Source organism: Tateyamaria rhodophyticola (assembly GCF_047777875.1).
Classification (GTDB): domain Bacteria; phylum Pseudomonadota; class Alphaproteobacteria; order Rhodobacterales; family Rhodobacteraceae; genus Tateyamaria.
Window position 1 is genome coordinate 971,961 of the sequence record NZ_CP180519.1, and the last position, 23,016, is coordinate 994,976.

The window sequence follows — 23,016 nt, forward strand, 5'->3', positions numbered from 1 at the left end:
GGCAGCGCCACGGCCCATCAGATGCGCCAAATGAAGAATGTCGTGCGCCTGAAAGGCGCTCAATGTGGCAACAGCCGCGTCAGGCGGACCAATCGACCACAGGCAGCCCGCGTTCCAGCCAACCCGGCCCCGCGCCGGATCCCAGCATGCCTTCGGGCACATCGATAATCATCGTGAACCCCGCAGACTGAAGCCGGCGCGTCATCTTGCGCGACCGCACGCCACGTGCACAGATCAGTGCAACCGGGACATCCGACCGCCCACCCGTATGTTCCAACAGCGCGGGTATGAAATCGTCCCGGCGCATGTCGATAGGCACAGCACCCTCGCCCACGCCCGTGCGCTGCCACTCATCCGGGCGGCGGATATCGACCAGAACGATATCGCCGGCCACGGCCGCGGCATGGGCGTCCGGCGTGCTCAGCGTCCCCTCGACGCTCGCATCCGCAGTGATGTTGAACCACCGCGCGGCAAACACGGTGCCACCAACCGCAGCGCCCACACCAAGAATGCCAAAACCCCGGCGCGTCATCCGCGCCGGGGCATCACCCTTGGAAGAGGGAGAATTTGAGGTGTCGTTCATATCAGCTCTTCGGGGCTTGAGACGTGAATTTAGGGATCGTGCTTTCCGAAGCAGGATCGCTTTCGAGGCTGACCCAGTTTGACTCGGAGAGCTCGAGGTTGCCAGGAATATCTTCTTCCCAGAAGCCGACGACAACATCTGTGATGTTCAGATACAGCTTGTCGTCCACGATCCGCCACAGATACGGGTTCGCAGGCACCTTGCCGCCTTTGGCAACACCATAGGCGCAATGCCCGTCATATTGTGGTGCGTATTTCGCCGGATCCGCCACGAACAGGTCGCGGTTGTCTTCGCTTGCAAAGGCAAAGGTCGCGCCATTGTACTCGGCCGTGATATCGGCATTGCCAGCCACGGGCGCGGTCTGCTTCTGTCCGACAGGGTTCTGCGGCAACGAGAAGTAGGCAACAACGTCATAGCCCGACGCAGCAAACCCGGTTTCATCCACGTATTGATCGCCTGCAAAGGCGGTCGTGGCAAAGGTCAGCGCGCTAGCAGCGGCAGCAACAGTCAGCGAAAAGCGGTTCATCATGGTCAGCTCATCCTATGGCGAAAAATGGGACCGCAACACGGCATGTGCGCGGATGCCATCCACATAGGACAGACGCCGCCCGCGATGCAGCCCCGCTCGCAGCGTTGTGAGCGGGCGCGGGAAACCGTGAGCGGCTCAGCGCAGGCGCGGCGGTCGGTCCGGGTCCATACCGGGCGCTTGCGGGGCGGCCGCGGGTGCAGGCTGTGGCAGATCGAACCGCAAACCCACACGCGCCAGACGGTCCACCACCGGATCACGACCGTCCAGAAACCCGACGTCCAGCGCCGCAGCCTCGAGGCCCGAAAACACCAACGCCTCCGATACAGCCTGCGCCAGCGCATCCTCCGCGCCGGGCACGGCACCGATAAAGGCGAGCATATGGCCCCGCCCCCCCGTATCACTTTCCGTCGCCGCAAGGTAGGCGACCTGCGCCAGCCCGGTCGCTGTGGCCAGCTTCGTATCGAGCGCCGTGATCAACACCTCGGGCAGGCCAGCGGGCGCGGACACAGCCTGCAACCGCGCCTCGACGCGGTCCGGTGACCGGGCCAGCGTCTGCGCCAACCACGCCACCCCGCCCGCATCCAGCAAGAACGACGATGGTGCCACGTCAAGGTTCAGCCCCAGACCCAATCCCTGCTCTGCGAGCAGGGGGGCCACCGCGCGTCCGGACAAGGCCGCATAAGGCGCCGCCCCTCCTACAAAGGTGGTCAGCCGGTCTTCCCGATCAAACACGAGAACCATCGGTCCGCTGCCCGGATCGAACACCTGCGGAGTTACCGCGTCGCCCTCGGCCTCTGCTGCCAGCAATAGGAACAATTCCGCATCCCCCAGCCGTTCGTAAAACCGCAGCCGCGCGGCATCGTCATGCGGTGCGGCATCCATCGCTGCATGCGCCTGATCCAACGCCGTTTCACTCATGCCAGCACCTCCTGCACCCGTGCCCGCAAGACAGGCAACACCTCGGTCTCGAACCACGGATTTTTCCTCAGCCACCCGGTATTGCGCCAGGACGGATGCGGCAAGGGGAAGGCCTGCGGCGCAAAATCGCGCCACGCCGCCACCGTGTCGCGCACGTTCATCTTGGTGCCAAGATGCCAGGTCTGCGCATAGCCACCGATCAGCAGCACCAGCGGGACATTGCCCACATGTTCCATCACCTCGGCACGCCACGTCTTGGCACAGATTTTCGGCGGCGGACGGTCGGATCCTTTGGCGTCATATCCGGGAAAGCAAAACGCCATCGGCACAATCGCCAGCTTGTCCCGGTCGTAAAACGTGGCCTCGTCCAGCCCCAGCCAGTCGCGCAACCTGTCGCCGGACGGGTCGGTGAACGGCCTGCCGCTTTCATGCACCCGCGCCCCCGGCGCCTGCCCCGCAACAAGGATGCGTGCACCGGGTCGGAACCACACCACGGGCCGCGGGGTGTGGCCCGTCTCTGTTGCAGCGAAACGGTCAGCGCAGAGGGTGCAGGCGCGCAGGCGGTCGGTCAAATTCATGACCTCGCACTTAGAGCGCTTTGCACGCTTTCACAATTATTTCGATGATTGTCGAAATAAAACTTGCGCGCCACATTCATTTCGACAATTCTAGAATTATGAAAATGGATTCGCATCACACGCTTGACCTGACACGCGCCGCCGCGGCCTTTGCCGCTTTGGGATCGGAGCAACGCCTGTCGGTATTGCGCACGCTCGTGCGCGCCGGACCGGACGGGTTGAGTATCGGCATGCTTGGCGATCGCACCGGCGTGACCGGCTCGACCCTGACGCACCATGTCAAGATACTGGCGAGCGCTGGCCTTGTGACGCAAGCCCGGCAGGGCCGTTCGATCATCTGTGCCGCCGTTGCCTTTGACGAAGTGCAGGATCTTTCAAATTTCCTACTCACCGAGTGCTGCGCCGACAGTGCGCGTCCAGAGGATCACAGCAATGGCTGACACAACAACGACTGGTACACCACGCACACATTGGCTTGCACGCATCGACCGCGTGTGGCTGGCCACCGCGCTGATCGTTCTTTTGGTGTTGATCATGGATGCGCCACGCACCGGCGATGTCATCGGATTTGCAGCGCGCGCGCTTGCGGGCACGCTGCCCTTCATCGCATTTGCCGTGTTTGCCATTGCCTATCTCAAGGCAACGGGTGCCGAAAACCTGCTGGCCCGCGCGTTTGAAGGCAACCCCGCGCGCATGATTGTCATGGCGGCCCTGTTGGGCGGCTTGTCTCCGTTCTGCTCCTGTGAGGTGATCCCGTTTATCGCAGCCCTGTTGGCCGTGGGCGCGCCGTTGGGTGCGGTCATGGCGTTCTGGCTTGCGTCACCTTTGATGGATCCGGCGATGTTTGCCATCACCGCAGGGGCCATTTCGCTCGACTTTGCGCTGACCAAAACGGTTGCTGCGGTCGCTCTTGGCATGTTTGGCGGCTTTGGTACGTTGGTCTTGTCGCGCACCGCACTGTTCGCCGACCCATTGCGCGAAAAGCCTGCTGTTGGCGGATGCTGCGGGGTCAAGGCTCCGTTCTCGACCAAGCCGGTCTGGGCCTTCTGGACGGTCCCCGAACGCATTCAGATCTTCCGCCATGCCGGGCTTGAAAACGGTGTGTTTCTGCTGAAATGGCTCACATTTGCCTATGTCATCGAGGCGCTCATGGTGTTTTACATGCCCGCCGACTTTATCGCGACCGTGCTGGGCGGCACCGGATTGGGCACGGTCTTGCTGGGCGCTCTGGTTGGCATGCCTGCCTACCTCAACGGTTATGCCGCTGCACCTCTGATTGGCGATCTGCTGGACCAGGGTATGGCCGCAGGTGCGGCGATGTCCTTCATGATCGCTGGCGGGGTCAGCTCCATTCCCGCTGCAATCGCAGTCTGGGCGCTGGTGAAACCACGCATTTTCGCGGCCTATCTCGGCTTTGCGCTGGTGGGATCGGTGCTGGCCGGTGTTGGCTGGCAGCTCATTGCCTGACGACCCTGCGCCTGCCCCCCGACCCCATCTCATTTGAAGAAAATCACGAAAAATAAACCAGTTTCAGTGTTCAGTGGTCCGCAACAATAACCGATCGCTCCTCTAGAATTGTTCGCGTGTTGGACATAATGTGGACAAAATCGGTGAATAAACCGTTAGAACACCCGTGTTATATACGGGATCGGCCCCACATCGGGGTCTCAGGCACGCAAACCGCGGAGCACGGGATGCTGGAATTCAGGAACGTATCCAAGTCCTTTTGGACGGGCACACAGCGCAAGGTGATCCTTGACCGCGTGTCGTTCCGCGTGGACCTGGGGCATTCGCTGGGTGTGCTGGCCCCGAACGGCACGGGCAAAACGACGCTGATCAACATGATGGCCGGTCTCGAAAAACCCGATGAGGGCGAGATTGTGCGCAACTGCAACATATCGTTCCCGCTTGGGTTTATGGGCGGTGTGATCGGCAAGATTTCCGCACTGGAAAACAGCCGGTATATCGCGCGGCTCTACGGTCTTGACCCCGACTATGTCGAAAGCTTCTGCCGCTGGCTCTGCAATCTGGGCGAATATTTCGACCAGCCGCTCGGCACCTATTCGTCGGGTATGCGCGCCCGGTTCTCCTTTGCGCTGATGCTGGCGCTGGACTTTGACATCTACCTCATCGACGAAGGCATGCCTGCCTCGACCGATGCGGAATTCAATCGCAAGGCGGGTGACGTGCTGCAGGAACGGCTGCGCACCACGACGATCATCATCGTGTCACACCAGGCGGAAACGCTGGAAAAATTCGCCCGCTCCGCCGCTGTCCTGCTGGACGGCAAACTGCATATGTTCGACACCTTGGAAGAGGCAAAGAGGCTCTATGACTACGAAACCCAAGGCTAGAAAATTCCGCATCAAACGGACGCCGCCCACGCCCGGCACAGCGGCCGCTGACGCGGCGCCCCAGCAGCCGGAGCAAAAGGCCCCCGCACCTGAACCGCAGGGGCAAACGGGTGAGGTTGCGTCGGCGGCACAGGTCGCCGGTGAAAACACCATCGACGCCATCCGTCAGGAAGGGCTGACCGGTCGTCAGCTGCGCATGGCACGGCGCGTGGCCCAGAAACACGGGTTGGCACCGACATCGGATTTCGATGCCGTGCGCCTGTTGCGCGCCAAGGGTATTGATCCGTTCCAACGCTCCAACATGCTGGAGCTTGTTGTGCCGCAGGCTGGCGCGGAACCGCATGAGGGCGGTGCACCGGATGCATTCGCAAACCTGCCCGCGCAGGCCGGCGGCGCGGGCGCGGGTGCCGCGCAGGCCAAGGTGCAACTGCCGCAGACGGTGCCTGTGCAAAAGGCGCAACTGCCCTCCACGGAACTCAGCCCCGCAGAACGTCGTGCGCAGGACATTGCCAACATCCAACGCGATATCGGTCGTCGCCGCCGCAAGAAGATGGCGCTGCTCATGGTGCGGCTGGCGTTCTTTGTCATGCTGCCCACGGTGCTGGCCGGATACTACTTCTTTTCCATCGCCACGCCGATGTACGCCACCAAGACCGAATTCCTGATCAATCAGGCCGAAAGCACAGGCGGCGCAAGTGGTCTGGGCAGCCTGCTGCCCGCGCAGTTCGCCTCCAATCAGGACAGCATCGGCGTTCAGGCGTTTTTGCAATCCAAGGAAGCGATGCTGCGGCTTGATGACGACATCGGCTACAAATCGCATTTCTCGCAGGACTGGATTGACCCGATCCAGCGGCTGAGCCCGGATGCGACGAACGAGGAAGCATACAAGACGTACAAGAAGACGGTGAAGATCGGATATGACCCGACCGAAGGCTTGATCCGTATGGAGGTGGTCGCTGCCGATCCGACGCTGGCCAAGGACTTCGCCCGCCGCCTTGTCGATTATGCCGAAGAACGGGTGAACAACCTGTCCGCGCAAAGCCGCGAGGATTCGATGCGCGACGCCCGCGAAGGGTTCGAGCGCGCCGAACAGGAGCGGCGCGCAGCCCAGGAAAACCTGGTCCGGCTGCAAATCGAAGGGTCAACCCTGGACCCCGAAGGCGTCATTGCCAGCCTGCGCGCACAGATCAGCGAACTGGAATCCCTTCAGATCGAAAAGCAGATCGAGCTGGCCAGCCTGCTCAACAACTCCCGCCCCAATCAAAGCCGCGTAGCCGCGATCGAAGGGGAAATCACAATTCTCGATCAACAGCTGAACATTCTCAACGCCAAGATGACGGATGTCAGCAAGGGCGAAAATTCGCTGGCGGAACTCGCGGCCCGCATCCAGATCGCGCAAGCCGACCTGGCCGCGCGCGACCTGATGCTCCAATCCGCCCTCCAGCAGATGGAATCGAGCCGTGTCGAGGCGAGCCGTCAGGTGCGTTACCTGACCGTCGCGGTCGAACCGATTGCGCCGGACGAGCCGTCCTATCCCCGCGCATTTGAAAACACGATCTTGGCATTTCTGGTCTTTGCAGGCATCTATCTGATGATCTCGCTCACCGCGTCGATCCTCAGAGAACAGGTGACCACCTAAGATGAAACATGTCTCCATCGCCGATCTGACCATCGGCAATGACCGCCCGCTGACGGTGATCGCCGGGCCTTGCGCGCTCGAAAGCGAAGGCTTGGGTCAGGATATCGCGGGCCGCATGAAGGAAATCTGCGCCGCTGCGGGGGCCCAGTACGTGTTCAAGGCCAGCTATGACAAAGCCAACCGCACGTCACTCACCGGCGGGCGCGGCCTCGGGATTGACGCGGGGCTCAAGGCGCTGCAATCCATCGGCAAGGCGAACGGCGTGCCGGTGCTGACGGACGTGCATACCGAAGCGCAATGCGCCATCGCCGCCGAAGCCGTAGACATTCTGCAAATCCCCGCGTTCCTCTGCCGCCAGACCGACATGCTGTTGGCGGCGGGCAACACGGGCGCCGTGGTGAACATCAAAAAGGGCCAGTTTCTCGCGCCGTGGGAGATGGCCAATATCGTGACCAAGGTCGAAAGCACCGGCAATGACCGCATCCTTCTGACCGAACGCGGCACGTCCTTTGGGTACAACACCCTCGTGGCGGACATGCGGTCGCTGCCGCAGATGGCACAGACGGGCTATCCGGTTGTGATGGACGCCACGCATTCGGTGCAGCAACCGGGCGGCAAGGGCGGCTCAAGCGGCGGGCAGCGTGAATTCGCGCCGGTGATGGCGCGGGCCGCCGTCGCCATCGGTGTGGGCGCGGTGTTCATCGAAACACATCCCGACCCCGACACCGCGCCTTCTGACGGGCCGAACATGATCTACCTCGATCAGATGCCCGAACTGATCGACACGCTGATGCAGTTCGATGCGCTGGCCAAAGCGCGCCCCGTCACGATCTGATCACATCCCATAACGAGTAGCGCCATGAAAAAACCCCTGCCGACCGTGACCCAGAACACCTGGGAATTCCTGCGCGACCCGATGATCACGCCCACCGGCTTCCGCGAATATGACGCGCGCTGGAAATACCCGGACGAGATCAACCTGCCCGGCATCACGGCGCTCGGCCTCGGGCTCGGCACCCAGATGCACCGCCGTGGCATCCCGCCTGTCATCGCGGTTGGCAACGACTATCGAGACTATTCACTGAGCATCAAGAACGCGCTGATCGTCGGGCTGATGCAGGCGGGCATCCACGTCAAGGATATCGGCCCGGCCCTGTCCCCCATGGCGTATTTCAGCCAGTTTCACCTAGATGTGCCCGCCGTGGCCATGGTCACGGCCAGCCACAATCCAAATGGGTGGACCGGGGTCAAGATGGGCTTTGACCGTCCGCTGACCCACGGCCCGGACGAGATGGGTGAACTGCGCGATATCGTCCTGCAAGGTCAGGGCGAAGCGCGCGATGGCGGCGCATACGAATTCGTGGACGGCGTGCAAGAGGCCTATATGCAGGACCTCGTCGGCGATTTCAAAATGACCCGCAAGCTCAAGGTGGTGTGTGCCACCGGCAACGGCACCGCATCCGCCTTTGCGCCCGAACTCTTCCGCAGGCTCGGCGTGGAGGTCGTCGACAGCCACAATGCGCTCGACTACACCTTTCCGCATTACAACCCCAACCCCGAAGCCATGGAAATGCTGCACGACATGGCGGCCAGCGTCACCGCATCCGGTGCCGACTTCGCGCTTGGCTTTGATGGGGACGGTGACCGCTGCGGCGTGGTCGATGATGAGGGTGAGGAGATCTTTGCCGACAAGGTCGGCGTGATCATGGCCCGCGATCTGGCCAAACTGCACCCCGGCGCGACCTTTGTCGCGGATGTGAAATCCACCGGCCTTTTTGCCTCCGACCCGGAATTGCAAAAACACGGCGTGACGGCGGATTACTGGAAGACCGGGCACAGCCATATGAAACGGCGCGTCAAGGAAATCGGGGCGCTCGCCGGGTTTGAGAAGTCGGGGCACTACTTCCTCGCGGAGCCGATTGGCCGCGGTTATGATTGCGGGATGCGCGTGGCGGTGGAAATCTGCAAGCTGATGGATCGCAATCCGGACATGAAAATGTCCGATCTGCGCAAGGCGCTGCCCAAGACATACGCCACGCCGACCATGTCACCTTATGCTGCCGATACCGAGAAATACGACATCCTCGACCGGATCGTGGCCAAGCTGGTGGCGATGCATGACCGGGGGGAGACCGTCGCAGGCCGTGCGATCAAAGAGGTCGTGACCGTCAACGGCGCACGCGTGATCCTCGACAATGGGGCGTGGGGTCTGGTGCGGGCATCATCGAACACACCCAACCTCGTCGTGGTCTGCGAAAGCCCGGTCAGTGACGATGAAATGCGTGCGATCTTTGCCGATGTCGATGCGGTGATCCGCACCGAACCCGGCGTCGGTGACTACGACCAGACGATCTAGCGCCGCGCCTCGATGAACGCGCCCAGACGGGCCAGACCTTCGCGCAGGATGGAGGGTGTGTTGGCATAGCCGATGCGCAGATACCCCTCCATCCCGAGTGCGGCGCCCGGTGTCAGCAGCACACCGGTGTCTTGCAAGAGCGCGACACAGAACGCCTCCGACGGTATGTCCATGTCGTATCTGAGCAGCGCAGTTGTGCCGGACGCAGGGCGCACCCAGGTGATGCCGTCCGTCTTGGCAACCCATTCGGCCAGGACCGCGCGGTTGCCCCGCGTGATCTCCAGACTGCGCCCCAGCACGGCCGCCTTGTTCTCAAGGGCCAGCGCGGCAAAGTGATCGTCGATCATACCCACCGAAATCGTGTCATAGTCGCGGTGGATCATCACGTCTTCGATCAATGCGGCAGGCCCAGCAATCCATCCCAGACGCAACCCCGCGAGGGAAAAGGCCTTGGACAGGCTGGCCGTGCTCACGCCGCGGTCGTAAAGATCAGCGACAGAGGCCGTCATCCCGTCCCCCGCCGCGTCCGTGCCCCGGTACACCTCATCACACAGAACCCACGCCCCCACATCGCGGGCAATTCCCACAATCTCCTCCAACATCGCACGTTCGATCAACGCACCCGTCGGATTGTTGGGATTGTTGAGCGCGATAAGCCGCGTGTCCGGCCGTACCATCGCGCGCAAGGCGCCGAGGTCGGGCAACCATCCATCCGCCTCACGCAGATGCAGATGATCCACCTCGGCACCGATGCTGGCCGGGATCGAATAATGCTGTTGATAGGTCGGCACCACCGCCACAACGTGATCCCCCCGCGACACGAGTGTCTTGTGCACCAGCATATTGGCCCCGATCGTGCCGTGGGTGGTGACGATATTGTGCACGCCCTGCCCGGAATAGAGGCTGGCAATCGCCGTGCGTAGCCGCTCTGACCCCTCAATCGCGCCATAGGTCATTTTCATCGACAGCAACGCGTCGAGATCGGGCGCGCCCTGGCCCGCAAGTGCGAGAAGTTCCGCAATGGTCAGGCTTTCGACGCAGGTTTCAGCGAGGTTCCAGTCGCATTTCGTCTCCCACGCGTTCATCCACAATTCGACGCCGAACGGTTCGATCTGCATAGCGCTGCCCCTTTGTTTACCCGGTGGCGCGCACGCTAGGGGCAAAGGCCGCGCGGATCAAACAGCACCTCTATGGGTGCCTTATTCCTGCCACATTTCCGCCACCTTCCCGACCTTTTTCACTGTCACACTTACGGGATGCGGGGGAATTGATACTGGGATGGGAGTACGCAGCATGCGTGCAATTCAATTCGCCGCCGGCCTGACATTGGCCGCAACCGCAGCTGTGGCCAATCCAAACGGGTCAACCACCGCACCGGACACCAACGCCTATGTGACACTGACCAATGGCTGCGTCTATGCGCCCAATTTGCTGACGCAAAGCAATGAATGGTCGTTGGTCTATACCCAAGCCGGCACCACGGTTCAGTGCCCCTTGACCATCTACGGTCAATCGGCCCGCACCGCTGAAACGCCAGCACCCGCAGCAACCGTGGCGCTTGTGCCACCTGCGGAACCAGCACCGCTTGGCGCACCGGAAACCGTCACGCAAGCGGCCACACTGGCGCCTGCGCCGTACGTGCCAACGCGGCGCATCCGGTTGCAACCGCGCTATGTGGTTGGCGTCTTCCGCTGAACCGCGACACGGCACGGTTTGCCTTAAACTGTCGGAATTCTCCCCAATACAGTCACAATGGGGTCCCAAAAACCGCCCTTTCATTCGTTAACCCTCGCTGCACGGCGGGGGCGCTGACAATGCAAGGGAGTACGTATTATGCGAGTTCTGATGATTGCCGCTGGCCTCTGTGTGGCCGCCACCGCTGCTTCCGCAGCGACGAAACTTGAAACCGTCACCCGCACGGACACCAACCTGACCCTCAACAATGGCTGCGTCTATGCCCCCAACAGCTTTGCCCAGGACGGCACGTGGACATTCGTGCACGCGACGGCTGGTGCACATGACAGCTGTCCGTTGGCGGTGCGCCTCGAAACACGCAGCGCGCATTTTGAACCCGGCTATCTCGTAGGTGTCTACCGCTGAGGTCAACCAGATGGGCGGATCATCCGCCCACTCTGCGTGCCACATGAACCAACGCGATCGCGTCCTGCGGTCGTGTGGGTTTCGACGCGCCGCACGGATCAGTCAAACAGGGATCGCAATCCCTTTTTGACCTCATCCTCCAGCTTCTGTTTGGCGGCATCCTCGAGGTCCTGCCCCTCGTCCACGATATTCAACTCTTCCGCCACCTTGTTGCGGACGGCTTGGCGGGCCTGTTCCTTGACCGCCTCCACCTCTTTGTCGAGGTTCAGGTCAATGGCTGCCTCAAGATCCGGCAGAATGCTGGGCGAGGCCCACGGCCCTCTGATCCGCACCGGAATGGCGATGCCTGTCCCCTCATTGGCGCGCAGTGCGACAGGCGTGAACGTGTAGTCAATCGTCTGATTGCCCAGACCCACCTGCCCCGCGCCCCGCGCCTCGTAATTGGCGAGGCTCAGAAGCAGGTCATTGTTCTGCAACACCCCACCGTTGATGTTCCATGTGGCGCCAAGACTGTCGAACACGGTGGTCCCGCCACCGACGCTGCCCGACCGCATCAAACGATCAAGGTCGATGCCGATGATCGTGCCCTGGCCGAACTTGATGGCACCATCGCCCGACAATGACTTCATGATCGCATCGACCGTGTTCCCCACCCCGAGAAAGGACATCTCTGCATCCGCTTGCCCGGTCAGCCGCTCAATTCCGGCTGCGTCGCGCAGCACGTCCTGCATCGCGAGGCCCCGCGCAAAGAGCTTGCCACCCACACTGAGGCCAGAGCGGTTGTTCATCACGAACTCGCCCGACACCGTGCCCTGATAGGCCTGCACCTCGCGCAGCTCGAACACCATGCGACTGCGGTCATTGCGCAAAAGGGTGCGCGTCTGGCCCAGCTTGAACTGGCCCAGATCAATCGACGACGCGGTCAGCGCAATCTCTCCGTTGAATGCGGCCAGACCGCTCGCATCAATCCGGTCGGTGGGCCAGCCGGACCCCGCACTGGGTGCGGCTCCACTGTCCCCGCCGGTGCCACCGCTGTCTGTCACGCTGCGCAGATCCAGAGCGCCAGCGCTCAGCTGTGCGTTCACCTGCGGTGTGTCATTGAGGTTGATATCCGCCGCACCGCTCAGCGTGTTGCCCCCCAGATCCGCCGTCAGATCGCGCAACGACAATCGACGGTCTGACGTGAGTGTCAGGTCCGTGGTGACGTCCATCGCCTGGCCCAACCGCGCCGGAAGACCGGGCTGCGGCAGCGCCAGCGCTGCAAAAAACGCATCCGTGTCCGGGATGCCCAGCGTCAGCCGTCCCGCCACATCGCCTGCCGTACTTGCCCGACCGTCCAGCGCCACGCGCCCACCACCGGCCGTGATAACGGCGTTCATATTCTGGACCTGCCCGGTGATAAAACCGGCGAACCCACCGATCGTGGCCGTCACATCCACATCCGTGCCTGCCGGGCGCAAGGTCGCTGCGATGTCCGCAGGTCCCAACCGCTCGGGCCAATCCAGCGTCAGATCGACGCCGGAATAGGACACAAGGTCCGCGCCTTCGGCGTCATAGATCAGCGTGGCATCCGTCACCTCCAACCGCTGGATCGAAATGGCCTGCGGTGTGCGATCCGGGTCGGTTTCCGTCTCAATCTGCGCGTCCCCGCTCGCGTCGGTAAAGACCCAGGATGCGCGCCCGTCCTCCCGGCTTTCCAGTCGGATGGTCGGGCTTGTGGCTTCGATATTGGTAATGCGGATCTCTCGGTTCGTCAGATACGCCATCAGGTCGACACCAATCGCCGCGTTCTGCGCCGACAGCATCGGTCCCTGCTCTGACCAATCGGCGTTGCCGACCTCCAGCTCTCCCAGAGACACGCCCAACACCGGCCACAGGGTCATCGACACGTCACCCGAAATCGTCACATCCCGTCCTGTCGCATTGCGCAGTTGGTCCGCCGCCAGTTTTGCAATCCGATCCGCAGGCAGGAAAAACAGCGACACACCGGCGACAAGTACCAGCACGACGACAAACAAGACTAAGCGACCGATCCATTTCATGGCACTGCTCCGTTTTCGCGACGCGTTGGGCAGAGCGTAGCAAGCCGCCGCGCGCAACCCCACCCTTTTCCACAGTCCTGTGATCCCCTATGAGGCAGGCATGAGCACAAACCCGCCAGACCTCCGCCCTGACCTCGCGCCCCACGCTCGGCTCAGCGATACGCGCCGCCCCGGCCAACCGACAATCGGCATGGTGTCCCTTGGCTGTCCCAAGGCGCTGGTGGACAGCGAACGCATCCTGACGCGTCTGCGCGCCGAAGGGTACGGCATTTCACCGGACTATGCTGGCGCGGACGCGGTGATCGTGAACACCTGCGGGTTTCTCGACAGTGCCAAGGCCGAAAGCCTCGATGCCATCGGCGAGGCGTTGAATGAAAACGGGCGCGTCATCGTGACGGGATGTCTGGGTGCGGAACCTGACTATATCACCGGCGCGCACCCCAAAGTTCTCGCCGTGACCGGGCCGCACCAATACGAACAGGTTCTGGATGCCGTGCACAGTGCGGTGCCGCCCGACCCCGATCCGTTTATCGACCTGCTGCCCGCCTCCGGTGTCTCCCTCACGCCGCGCCATTTCAGCTATCTCAAGATTTCCGAAGGCTGCAATCACAAGTGCAAGTTCTGTATCATTCCCGATATGCGCGGGCGTCTCGCCTCCCGTCCGGCACATGCCGTGGTGCGCGAAGCGGAAAAGCTGGTCGAGGCCGGCGTCAAGGAATTGCTGGTGATCAGTCAGGACACCTCGGCCTATGGTGTGGACATCAAACACGCCGAAGACCGCGGGCACCGGGCGCATATCACCGATCTGGCGCGCGATCTTGGCGGTTTGGGCGCGTGGGTGCGGCTGCACTATGTCTACCCGTATCCGCATGTGCGCGAGTTGATCCCGCTGATGGCGGACGGGCTGGTCCTGCCGTATTTGGACATCCCGTTTCAGCACGCGCACACCGACACGCTGCGCCGCATGGCACGGCCTGCCGCCGCCGAGCGCACGTTGGACCGGATCCAGGAATGGCGCGACATCTGCCCCGACATCACCCTGCGCTCGACCTTTATCGTCGGTTACCCTGGTGAGACCGAGGCAGAGTTTCAGACGCTCCTCGACTGGATGGACGCGGCGCAATTGGACCGCGTGGGCTGTTTTCAATACGAAAACGTGGAGGGTGCACGGTCCAACGCCCTGCCGGACCACGTCGCCCCCGAGGTCAAGCAGGAGCGGTGGGAACGGTTCATGGAAAAGGCGCAAGCCATCTCCGAAGCGAAACTCGCCGCCAAGGTTGGCACAACGCTGGACGTGATCGTCGACAGCGTCGATGACGACGCGGCCACCTGCCGGACAAAGGCCGACGCGCCAGAGATCGATGGCAACCTGTTCATCGACGAAGGCTTCGAGACCTTGCAGCCGGGCGACATCGTCACGGTCGAGGTGGACGAGGCCAGCGACTATGACCTCTGGGGCAAACCGGTCTGAGCCTTTTTGTGCCGGATGGCCTGTCGCGGATTGCGCCGCGCAAGAGTTAACTACGTCCGCTCGACAGCGCGGCAGGCTCACATCGTGTTAACGTTTCAAAGCGACCCTTTTGAAACAAATGCAATGTACCGACACCGCGGTCACACCAATCGGATGTTCTGCAATGAAGCAGATTCTCACACTTCTCAACGATGCTCGGCTTGAGTTTGGCCGGGCCAAGGGCACCGGTCTTGGCGCACTCTATCCCTTTGTAATCATTATGGTTTTCTGCGTGATTGCGGGGCCCGACATTGTCGTGAAACTGCTCTAAACCCGGCCATATCTTGAAAATTGAAATCAAATGTTCTATATTTGTTCTCAACGCGAGAACGGATACGAGACATGAGTTACCATTCGACCCAACCCGGCCTCTTCGACCCTGCTCAGGGATCATTGCCCATTGCCGCGCCACAACCCGCGACGGACAAGCAGATCAGCTATGCGCGCGCCTTGGCCGCCAAAACGGGCAATCGCCTGCCAGAGGCGCTTTTGCGGGACCGGGCGGCGTTATCGGCGTGGATCGACAGAACGAAACCGGAGCGTCCCGAGGGACGTTTCGCGCAATACCCAAGCGCCAAACAGGTGCAGTTTGCCGAACGCATCGCCCGTTTGAAACGGCGCGACATACCACGGATGTGCTTCAAGGATCGGACGTTGATGTCCCGCTGGATCGACGGCAACAAGCCGTGATTGCCTGCGGCACCTTGTCGGGCTGACGCGCACCAAACCGCCCCTATCTCAAACGTATGAGCAACAAAACACGCGTCCTCTACAATGCCGAGTGCCCGGTCTGTAACTTCGAGATCTCGCACTACGCCGATTACAGCGCCAAAACAGGCCTGCCGATCCGGTTCGATGATCTGAATTCGGCCGCGCTGGCCGACTGGAACATTGACGCAGACACGGCTGCGCGCCGATTGCACGTGGTCAAGGATGGTGTCGTTTACGCAGGTATCCCGGCATTCATCGTGCTGTGGCAAGATATGCCGCGCTATCGCTGGTTGGCCCGGATCGTGTCACTTCCCGGCGTGCACCGGCTCAGCGCTTGGGGCTACGATTGGGTCTTGGCCCCATTGATTTATCGCTGGCACCTGCGCCGCAAAGCTCGCGCAACGTCAACGGCTTCGTGATGCACTGAGGGGTGGACTGCGGCACGTCCATGATGGACCGTACCGCCATGCCCTACCCCTACTCTCTCAAGGAAACGCTGGCTGACGCGTCGATCCACGCGGTTGGCGTCACGGCGGCAATCGTGGCTGGAACCGCGCTGATCCTGTACGTCGCCCAGACCCAAGAGACGTCGCAGATCATCGCCACCAGCGTCTACGCCGGATTGATGATTTTCGCCATGATAGCTTCTGCGGCGTATCATCTGCTGCCGTGGGACAGATCGCGACCGGTGTTCCACCGCATTGATCACGCCGCAATTTACCTCAAGATCGCAGGTACTTACACACCTCTGGTCGTCCTTATCGGTTCCGCTTTTGCCTACGTGATCCTCGGGTTGGTCTGGGCGGTTGCACTGCTGGGCGCGATTGCCAAGCTGAGCTTTTGGGCGACGGATGCGCGCGGATCCTTGGCGCTCTACCTCATCATGGGTTGGGCCAGTGTTCTGCTGATCTGGCCCATGTGGCAGGAATTGCCGGGCGCCGCCTTTGCCCTGATTGCGGCCGGTGGGCTGCTCTATACACTTGGCACCGTATTCTACGCTGCTAAGGCATTGCGGTTTCAAAACGCGATTTGGCACAGCTTTGTGCTTGCCGCATCTGCCTGTTTCTTTGGCGCGGTCAGCGTTGGCGTATCAGTCTGACGATTGACGCGCCAAAGCCGTGAAGGCGTCGGCGTTCCGGCAATAGTGCGGTGTTTCCGACACCGTGCCGATCTGTGACGCCAACCATTTCCGGCAATTGACGGCCTCGGTGCAACCGGCACACCGGTGCACCATGTCCGACACATCATCCGGCGTAAGCCCGGCGCGCATCGACGCGTCCTGCAGATCAATGCCACGGGTCCGTGCCATGTCGTCGACAAGGGCGGCGTGGCGTTTCAAGCGGTCGTTCATGGTCATGGGATGCTCCGACGTCAGATGGGCGTTCGCCGCCAATCTGCACGGGATCACACCACCGTACCTTGACCAGGATCAAATCACAGGTTGGCCGCGGTCCGACGCACAGTCTCGATACGCTGTGCGTTGGGCGGATGGGTTCCAAGGAACCGATCACCCGGGTCCGGGATCCGATTGAAGAACAGCGCGCCTTTCAACGGATCATACCCGGCGCGGGCCGTCAGGATGGTGCCCAGCTCATCCGCTTCCAACTCAAAGTCCTTGGAATAGGTGCGAGCCCCGACGCTTGCGCCAATGCGCTGCGCTGCCTCGACGGCGCTGGCGTCGCCACCGATGCTGTTGGCGATACCGGCAAAGATCTGCGCGCCGGCTGCGGCGTTTTGCTTCTGGCGCGCGATGTGGCCCCGGATGTGGTGTGCAGCCTCGTGGCTCATCACAAACGCCAGTTCATCGGCGTTCCGCGCGTCCGCGATCAAGGCAATGGTAAACGCGATAATCGGGCGATCGTTGTCGTCCAAGGTCTGATATGCGTTCGGAGGAAGCCCCCGGCGGTCATCCACGAGGATGCGAAAATCGCAATCCACGTTGCGGGTGCGGCGCTGGCACTCGCGCTCGGCCACCGGCTCCACCCGGTCCACCACTTGGGCAAACGCGCGCAAAGCCTGATCCGGTGTGCGCAACTCATCAACCGGGTCGGTCACACCTGCGACAACAGTGCCCCCCGCAGGTGCGGTGGTGACCTCATCACACGCGGCCACAAAACCAATCACGAAAAGCGCACATATCAAGCGCAACATCGGCGATCTCTCATCTGTTTACGAACATAGACAAATGTATCATGTCACCGCCGGGCCGCCAGTCCCAATCACGGCGACGTGTGCGCGTGGTTCACGCTTCGCCTTCGATCAGGGCAACGGGCGCCATCGGATTGCGCTCAAAATCCAGCGGAGCGCGATCGGACACGGCCGTCAGGCGCTTGAATTCGAAACGCATCTCTCCCGCGTCCTCTTCGGACGCCACGACAAGGCACTGAAAGAGATGGATCGCACCGTCATAGAGATCGACATAACCGCGCAATTTCGGCGCTGTCTCCGCCTCCATCGCGAAGCCGGTTTTCCACATGCGCAGGACAGGATGCACACCGTCCGGCGTGACAATCCGCAGGCGCGATGCCTTCCGCAACGACTGGCGGCGCGCCTGATCAAGACCGGCCTGAACTTCTTTGGGAACGAATGTGGACATGGCAGACTTCCTCTCTTCCTGTGCAACTTGAAGCAGAGTTCCTTCACGTCCAGTTAAATTCGCAAATCATGACAGAGGGGCGACACAGGTGTGATATCCGCGCGACGCTGCCCCCTGTGCGCCCGCGCAGGGGACATGCGCGTTGGGCCGGCCACTCAGGACGCTACATATACATCATCGAACAAAGGGAGACGCGATATGGGCGTACTGGTCGACGGTGTCTGGCATGACACGTGGTACGATACGAAATCCACCGGCGGCAAATTTCAGCGCAGCCAGGCGAAATTTCGCAACTGGGTCACAGCAGACGGCGCGCCCGGACCCTCGGGCAACGGAGGCTTTGCCGCCGAATCGGGTCGCTATCACCTCTATGTGTCCTACGCCTGTCCCTGGGCACACCGCACCCTGATCTTCCGCGCGCTCAAAGGCTTGACCGAACACATCAACGTGTCGGTCGTGCATCCCGATATGATGACCGACGGCTGGACATTTGATACGGATACGTATGGTGCGACCGGCGATACGCTCCACGGCCTGCCTTTCGCCCGCGATATCTACCTCAGGGCGGACCCGAAATTTTCCGGTCGCGTGACCGTGCCCATTCTCTGGGACACGAAAACGGACACCATCGTCAGCAATGAAAGCTCTGAAATCATCCGCATGTTCAACAGTGCATTCAATGGCCTGACCGGCAATGCGGATGACTATTGGCCAACGGACCTGCACGATGCCATCGAACCGGTGAACGACCGCATTTATGATACGTTCAACAACGGCGTCTACAAATGCGGCTTTGCCACGTCGCAAGAGGCCTATGACGATGCGGTCGGCCCGCTCTTTGATACGCTGGACTGGCTCGATGCGCATCTGGGGCAAAACCGGTATCTGATGGGCGCGCGCCTGACCGAGGCGGACTGGCGCCTGTTTCCAACGCTCGTGCGGTTTGACCCGGTGTACCACCTGCATTTCAAATGCAACCGTCGGCGCATCATCGATTACCCGAACCTATGGGCATACACCCGCGAATTGTACCAAGTGCCCGGCGTGGCGGAGACCGTGAACATGGCGCATATCGTGCGCCACTATCACTACAGTCACGAAAGCATCAATCCGCACAGGATCATCCCGATCAACCCACAGATCGACTTTGACGCGCCGCATGGGCGTGATCAGGTGGCAGCGGCGTAATGCTCGACCATCGCGGCCAGGTCCTCTGGCCGCGTTCCGGACGGAACGAACGCGCACGCATTGCTTGCGTGTGCAAAGATCGATCCGTCCGAGAAAAAGCTGGTGTCCGTCACAAAGATCACCCGCGCGTTCGGATGCCGGTAACTTGCAAAGTCGGACACGGCCAATGCGCTACCGTCTGGCAACACAAGGTCCAGCAGGATGATGTCCGGGGAATGCGCCTCGAGATGAGCAACAGCTTCGGTCTGGCCCGAGGCCAGATGCACATGCATACCCATTCGTTCCAGATGCCGCCGCCAGATATCCCCGAGGTCTGATCGGCTTTCTACGATAAGTACATTCATATCAACTCCGGGCCGACCCAACTTCGGCCCCTTCCGGTTTGTGCTCTTCAAGGCATTAACAAAGTGTTAATGGATGCTGGCATTCCTTAACAGACGCATTCTGCATTGAGATTTGCGCAAATTTTCGCTCTTAAACGGCGAGTCTTCGCCGAAGGTGGCAAAAATGGAAAAAGCCCAAGTAAAACACGCCCCCCGAGACCATGGCGGTGGGCTCGATTTGGCGGTTCTTCAGTTTGGAGGAACGCGGGACGCGTGGATTGACCTGTCTACGGGGATTAATCCGCATCCTTTCCCATTTACGTCCGTCCCGACGGATGCGTGGACCGCTTTGCCGGACAAAGCGGCGCAAAACGCACTCATCGATGCAGCGCGCGCCTTTTGGTCTGTCCCGGCGGAGGCGGCGATACTCGCCGTGCCGGGGGCGTCCGCAGTCATTTCCCAGATCCCGCGCCTGCGCGCGCCCGGAACGGTGCGCATTGTTGGGCCAACTTACAATGAACACGCCGCCGCGTTCGCCGCACAGGACTGGGCCGTAACCGAAGATAACCAGCCCGCAGACGCGCAGGTGATCGTGCACCCGAACAATCCCACCGGGCAGTGCTGGCAACCGCAAGACCTGAACGCGCCTTTGCGCATCATAGACGAAAGCTTTTGTGACGTGATGCCGGATCACAGCATGATCGCACAGGCCACGCGCGACGATACCCTTGTGCTCAAGAGCTTTGGCAAGTTTTGGGGGCTGGCGGGTGTACGCCTTGGCTTTGTGATTGGACCGCCCGCGCTTGTGAACCAATTGGCGGACATGCTGGGGCCGTGGCCCGTGTCCGGCGCGGCGCTGCATATCGGGCGGCAGGCTCTAACGGACCCTGGCTGGGTCAACTCCACACGGGTGCGTCTGGAAACCGATGCCAACCGCCTGGACAACCTGATGGTTCAGGCAGGCGCACAGATGGCCGGCGGCACCACGCTGTTCCGACTGTATGAGGTCGATGATGCAAAGGGCTGGCAACGCAAACTGGCGCAGTCCCATATCTGGAGCCGTACGTTTCCGTATTCTAGAACCTGGCTCCGCCTCGGCTTACCGCCTGTCGATGGCTGGAGCACATTGGAGACCGCGATTTGAGTATCGTCGTTCAACTCCTTTTGGCCATGTGCCTCGATGCGGTCGCGGGTGAGCCGAAATGGATCTGGCAACGCGTGCCACATCCCGCCGTTCTTATGGGGCGCATTGTAGGGCATCTGGACGCCGCGTTGAACCGGACCATCGCGCGACGCGCCGCCGGGGTTCTGGCACTGATCATGATGGTGTACGGCGCGGCCGCCATTGGATGGCTGGTGTCGCAATTCGGCGCGGTGGTGACGATCCTGGTCGCGGCGATCCTGTTGGCACAGCGGTCGCTTGTGGAGCATGTGCAGGCCGTCGCGGACGGGCTGCGGTTGTCGGATGATGCCGGTCGAGAGGCGGTGCGGATGATCGTCAGCCGCGACGTCAGTGACGCACCACCCGACGCAATCGCCCGAGCGGGGTTGGAAAGCCTTGCGGAGAACTTTGGCGATGGCGTCATCGCACCCGCGTTCTGGTTCCTGATCGGTGGGCTGCCCGGGCTGATGGTCTACAAAATGGTGAACACCGCCGACAGCATGATCGGATACCGCACCCCCCGGCATGAGGCGTTCGGCTGGGCGGCGGCCCGATTTGATGACCTTCTGAACTGGATCCCCGCGCGGCTCACCGCCCTGCTGCTGGCGAGTGTCGGCGGCTGGCCCAGTTGGCGGCGGATCAAGGCGGACGCCGCGCTGCACCGCTCTCCCAATGCAGGCTGGCCCGAGGCGGCGATGGCGCATGCTCTGAATTTCGCGCTGGCCGGCCCGCGCAGCTATCACGGGACGGTCACGCCATTTGCGTGGGTCAACGCAGACGGCAAGCACGACCTTGGGCCTGCAGACATTGACGCGGGCATCCGTCTGGTGTGGAAAGCGTGGGGCGCGGCTGCTGCGCTTTTGATCATGATCGGAGGCCTGATTTGGCTCACTTGAGAACACTTGCCAGCGCCGCGTGCATCGCGATGCTCCCCGCTGTCGCAGTGGCGCAATGTGGTGGCAGCTTTGCTGCCTTCAAACGCGGGCTGGCGGATGAAGCCGTCGCAAAAGGCATCGCCAAGGGCACCGCAGACGCGTTTCTCGCGAACGTGCGGCAGGACCCCGCGGTGCTCAGGGCGGACCGCGCACAGGGTGTATTCCAACGTCCCTTCATCGACTTTTCCCGGCGGTTGATATCGCAAAACCGGATCAATGCGGGCCGCCAGAAGGCGCGGCAATTTGCAGGCGTGTTTGATCAGATCGAACGGCGCTATGGCCTCGACCGCCACGTCTTGCTCGCCTTTTGGGCGTTTGAAACGGATTACGGCGCGTTCCAGGGGGATTTCAACACGGCCAACGCCCTTGTCACGCTGGCCCATGATTGCCGGCGGCCTGCGCTGTTCAGACCGCAGGTCTTTGCCGCGATGGAGCTTTTTGCCCGCGGCGCTTTTGACCCGGCCCGGACAACAGGCGCGTGGGCGGGTGAGATCGGGATGGTGCAGATGCTGCCCCGCGACATCCTCGAAAACGGTGTGGATGGTGATGGCGACGGCGCGGTCAGCCTGAAAACCTCCGCGCCCGACGCGCTCATGTCCGGCGGCAAGATGTTGCAACATCTGGGCTGGCGTGCGGGCGAGCCTTGGCTGCAAGAGGTCCGCGTGCCTGCTTCCATGGACTGGAGCCTCAGCGGGATCGGCACGAAGCTCAGCACCGCAGAATGGCAGCGCTTGGGCGTGCGCCCGCGAGAGGGACAGCTGGCCGATCTGCCCGCGTCCCTGATCCTGCCGCAGGGTCACAAAGGGCCCGCGTTTATCGCTTATCCGAATTTCGACACATATTTCGAATGGAATCAGTCGTTTACCTATGTGCTCACCGCCGCCTATTTCGCCACACGGCTTGCGGGGGCGCCGGTCTATGACGCCGGCAACCCCGATGCCGGGCTGAGCGCAGGCCAGATGAAGGCGCTGCAACAAAAATTGCAGGCCCGTGGATATGACGTGGGCAAGATCGACGGCATCCTCGGTGCGGGCACGCGTGCCGCCGTGCAGGCCGAACAAAAGCGCCTCGGCCTGCCTGCGGATGCTTGGCCCACCGCCGCGCTGCTCAATCGTCTCTGACACTCAGGGGCGCAACGGAAAACGTTCGCCCTTTTGCGTGAGCATCACGGTACGCGTCGCCGTTTGCACATAGCGATCGCAGCGGGAAAACCCGTTGCGGAACGCGATGCACACGGTCCCATCCTCGGCCACCTCATATTGCCCAAAGGCGGTCCCGCCCCCGTTCGCATAGGTATAGGAATACGCCCCGCCCGCAGAAAACTTGGATTGTCCGTCATCAAAGAACACGAGCGTTTGCCCTTCGATCAGCGCCAGAACCTCCGCGCGCGGCAACACGCGGTCCGACCCGCGCAAGTTCCAGTCCTGCGCCAAGGCCGGACCACAAACCATCACAAACAGGAAAATCCATCTCATACCGGCACCCTAGCACG

Annotated in this window: 28 protein-coding genes; 17 read left to right on the plus strand and 11 right to left on the minus strand. The window is 61.7% G+C overall.

The annotated features are described in order from the left end of the window. Positions 1-79: 79 nt before the first annotated feature. The 4 genes from ACERHN_RS06290 to ACERHN_RS06305 all read right to left on the minus strand — a co-directional run bounded on the left by ACERHN_RS06290 (position 80) and on the right by ACERHN_RS06305 (position 2,608). Positions 80-583: a rhodanese-like domain-containing protein gene (locus ACERHN_RS06290; protein WP_415921793.1), complete on the minus strand. Its 504-nt coding sequence runs from the start codon at positions 581-583 to the stop codon at positions 80-82. 1 nt (position 584) lies between these two features. Further along, positions 585-1,109, minus strand: coding sequence for a YHS domain-containing (seleno)protein (locus tag ACERHN_RS06295; RefSeq protein ID WP_415922695.1), 525 nt, complete (start codon positions 1,107-1,109; stop codon positions 585-587). 138 nt (positions 1,110-1,247) lie between these two features. Then, positions 1,248-2,030, minus strand: coding sequence for an SseB family protein (locus tag ACERHN_RS06300; RefSeq protein ID WP_415921794.1), 783 nt, complete (start codon positions 2,028-2,030; stop codon positions 1,248-1,250). Then, positions 2,027-2,608 (minus strand): uracil-DNA glycosylase family protein, encoded by a 582-nt coding sequence (locus ACERHN_RS06305; RefSeq protein ID WP_415921795.1) that lies wholly within the window; start codon positions 2,606-2,608, stop codon positions 2,027-2,029. Before ACERHN_RS06305 ends, ACERHN_RS06300 begins: the two co-directional genes overlap by 4 nt. A gap of 98 nt (positions 2,609-2,706) precedes the next feature. Here ACERHN_RS06305 and ACERHN_RS06310 point away from each other — a divergent pair, with 98 nt between their 5' ends. The 6 genes from ACERHN_RS06310 (at position 2,707) to ACERHN_RS06335 (ending at position 8,957) form a co-directional block, all read left to right on the plus strand. Then, a complete protein-coding gene (locus tag ACERHN_RS06310; RefSeq protein ID WP_415921796.1) occupies positions 2,707-3,048 on the plus strand; it encodes an ArsR/SmtB family transcription factor in 342 nt (113 codons plus the stop codon). Next, the gene (locus ACERHN_RS06315) at positions 3,041-4,075 is read left to right on the plus strand and encodes a permease (protein WP_415921797.1); all 1,035 of its coding nucleotides are present in this window, start codon (positions 3,041-3,043) and stop codon (positions 4,073-4,075) included. Before ACERHN_RS06310 ends, ACERHN_RS06315 begins: the two co-directional genes overlap by 8 nt. A gap of 227 nt (positions 4,076-4,302) precedes the next feature. Next, complete coding sequence (locus ACERHN_RS06320) at positions 4,303-4,962, plus strand: ABC transporter ATP-binding protein (RefSeq protein WP_415921798.1); 660 nt, start codon at positions 4,303-4,305, stop codon at positions 4,960-4,962. Continuing rightward, positions 4,940-6,601, plus strand: coding sequence for a capsule biosynthesis protein (locus tag ACERHN_RS06325; protein ID WP_415921799.1), 1,662 nt, complete (start codon positions 4,940-4,942; stop codon positions 6,599-6,601). Before ACERHN_RS06320 ends, ACERHN_RS06325 begins: the two co-directional genes overlap by 23 nt. A 1-nt stretch (position 6,602) precedes the next feature. Then, positions 6,603-7,436: a 3-deoxy-8-phosphooctulonate synthase gene (kdsA, locus tag ACERHN_RS06330; RefSeq protein ID WP_415921800.1), complete on the plus strand. Its 834-nt coding sequence runs from the start codon at positions 6,603-6,605 to the stop codon at positions 7,434-7,436. A gap of 24 nt (positions 7,437-7,460) precedes the next feature. Then, entirely contained in the window at positions 7,461-8,957 is a 1,497-nt protein-coding gene (locus ACERHN_RS06335) for a phosphomannomutase/phosphoglucomutase (protein ID WP_415921801.1), read from the plus strand. Here the strand turns inward: ACERHN_RS06335 and ACERHN_RS06340 are convergent. Next, positions 8,954-10,075 (minus strand): aminotransferase, encoded by a 1,122-nt coding sequence (locus tag ACERHN_RS06340; protein WP_415921802.1) that lies wholly within the window; start codon positions 10,073-10,075, stop codon positions 8,954-8,956. The two genes, ACERHN_RS06335 and ACERHN_RS06340, sit on opposite strands and share 4 nt — an antisense overlap. 175 nt (positions 10,076-10,250) lie before the next feature. Between ACERHN_RS06340 and ACERHN_RS06345 the strand changes: the two genes are divergently transcribed. Both ACERHN_RS06345 and ACERHN_RS06350 read left to right on the plus strand, forming a co-directional pair. After that, a complete protein-coding gene (locus ACERHN_RS06345; protein ID WP_415921803.1) occupies positions 10,251-10,652 on the plus strand; it encodes a hypothetical protein in 402 nt (133 codons plus the stop codon). 138 nt (positions 10,653-10,790) lie between these two features. Continuing rightward, complete coding sequence (locus ACERHN_RS06350; protein ID WP_415921804.1) at positions 10,791-11,057, plus strand: hypothetical protein; 267 nt, start codon at positions 10,791-10,793, stop codon at positions 11,055-11,057. A 98-nt stretch (positions 11,058-11,155) separates the two neighbouring features. Here the strand turns inward: ACERHN_RS06350 and ACERHN_RS06355 are convergent, their stop codons facing one another. Beyond that, the gene (locus tag ACERHN_RS06355; protein WP_415921805.1) at positions 11,156-13,099 is read right to left on the minus strand and encodes an AsmA family protein; all 1,944 of its coding nucleotides are present in this window, start codon (positions 13,097-13,099) and stop codon (positions 11,156-11,158) included. A 100-nt stretch (positions 13,100-13,199) separates the two neighbouring features. Here ACERHN_RS06355 and rimO point away from each other — a divergent pair, with 100 nt between their 5' ends. From rimO to trhA, 5 genes are all read left to right on the plus strand, one after another. Next, a complete protein-coding gene (gene rimO / locus ACERHN_RS06360; RefSeq protein WP_415921806.1) occupies positions 13,200-14,570 on the plus strand; it encodes a 30S ribosomal protein S12 methylthiotransferase RimO in 1,371 nt (456 codons plus the stop codon). A 163-nt stretch (positions 14,571-14,733) separates the two neighbouring features. Next, positions 14,734-14,880 carry a hypothetical protein gene (locus tag ACERHN_RS06365; RefSeq protein ID WP_415921807.1) on the plus strand — a complete coding sequence of 49 codons (147 nt, stop codon included), beginning with the start codon at positions 14,734-14,736 and terminating at the stop codon, positions 14,878-14,880. A gap of 71 nt (positions 14,881-14,951) precedes the next feature. Continuing rightward, positions 14,952-15,299: a hypothetical protein gene (locus ACERHN_RS06370; protein ID WP_415921808.1), complete on the plus strand. Its 348-nt coding sequence runs from the start codon at positions 14,952-14,954 to the stop codon at positions 15,297-15,299. A gap of 56 nt (positions 15,300-15,355) precedes the next feature. Continuing rightward, a complete protein-coding gene (locus ACERHN_RS06375) occupies positions 15,356-15,739 on the plus strand; it encodes a thiol-disulfide oxidoreductase DCC family protein (protein ID WP_415921809.1) in 384 nt (127 codons plus the stop codon). A 29-nt stretch (positions 15,740-15,768) separates the two neighbouring features. Then, the gene (gene trhA, locus ACERHN_RS06380; protein WP_415921810.1) at positions 15,769-16,419 is read left to right on the plus strand and encodes a PAQR family membrane homeostasis protein TrhA; all 651 of its coding nucleotides are present in this window, start codon (positions 15,769-15,771) and stop codon (positions 16,417-16,419) included. Here trhA and ACERHN_RS06385 read toward each other — a convergent pair. The 3 genes from ACERHN_RS06385 to ACERHN_RS06395 form a co-directional block, all read right to left on the minus strand. Next, positions 16,411-16,677: a DUF6455 family protein gene (locus ACERHN_RS06385; protein ID WP_415921811.1), complete on the minus strand. Its 267-nt coding sequence runs from the start codon at positions 16,675-16,677 to the stop codon at positions 16,411-16,413. The genes trhA and ACERHN_RS06385 overlap by 9 nt on opposite strands. A gap of 77 nt (positions 16,678-16,754) precedes the next feature. Then, positions 16,755-17,468: a M48 family metallopeptidase gene (locus tag ACERHN_RS06390; protein WP_415922696.1), complete on the minus strand. Its 714-nt coding sequence runs from the start codon at positions 17,466-17,468 to the stop codon at positions 16,755-16,757. 94 nt (positions 17,469-17,562) lie between these two features. Beyond that, the gene (locus ACERHN_RS06395) at positions 17,563-17,916 is read right to left on the minus strand and encodes a hypothetical protein (RefSeq protein WP_415921812.1); all 354 of its coding nucleotides are present in this window, start codon (positions 17,914-17,916) and stop codon (positions 17,563-17,565) included. A 198-nt stretch (positions 17,917-18,114) separates the two neighbouring features. Between ACERHN_RS06395 and ACERHN_RS06400 the strand changes: the two genes are divergently transcribed. After that, entirely contained in the window at positions 18,115-19,104 is a 990-nt protein-coding gene (locus ACERHN_RS06400; protein ID WP_415921813.1) for a glutathione S-transferase family protein, read from the plus strand. On the opposite strand, the gene ACERHN_RS06405 is transcribed toward ACERHN_RS06400, so the two are convergent. Then, on the minus strand, positions 19,086-19,448 hold the full coding sequence (locus ACERHN_RS06405) for a response regulator transcription factor (RefSeq protein ID WP_415921814.1): 363 nt from the start codon (positions 19,446-19,448) through the stop codon (positions 19,086-19,088). The genes ACERHN_RS06400 and ACERHN_RS06405 overlap by 19 nt on opposite strands. 163 nt (positions 19,449-19,611) lie before the next feature. Between ACERHN_RS06405 and ACERHN_RS06410 the strand changes: the two genes are divergently transcribed. The 3 genes from ACERHN_RS06410 to ACERHN_RS06420 are packed head-to-tail and all read left to right on the plus strand — an operon-like array spanning position 19,612 to position 22,645. Beyond that, positions 19,612-20,571, plus strand: coding sequence for a threonine-phosphate decarboxylase (locus ACERHN_RS06410; protein ID WP_415921815.1), 960 nt, complete (start codon positions 19,612-19,614; stop codon positions 20,569-20,571). Further along, a complete protein-coding gene (gene cbiB / locus ACERHN_RS06415) occupies positions 20,568-21,485 on the plus strand; it encodes an adenosylcobinamide-phosphate synthase CbiB (protein ID WP_415921816.1) in 918 nt (305 codons plus the stop codon). Before ACERHN_RS06410 ends, cbiB begins: the two co-directional genes overlap by 4 nt. A gap of 29 nt (positions 21,486-21,514) precedes the next feature. Beyond that, a complete protein-coding gene (locus ACERHN_RS06420; RefSeq protein WP_415921817.1) occupies positions 21,515-22,645 on the plus strand; it encodes a lytic murein transglycosylase in 1,131 nt (376 codons plus the stop codon). Between the two features lie 3 nt (positions 22,646-22,648). On the opposite strand, the gene ACERHN_RS06425 is transcribed toward ACERHN_RS06420, so the two are convergent. Further along, complete coding sequence (locus ACERHN_RS06425; protein WP_415921818.1) at positions 22,649-22,999, minus strand: hypothetical protein; 351 nt, start codon at positions 22,997-22,999, stop codon at positions 22,649-22,651. Positions 23,000-23,016: the final 17 nt, after the last annotated feature.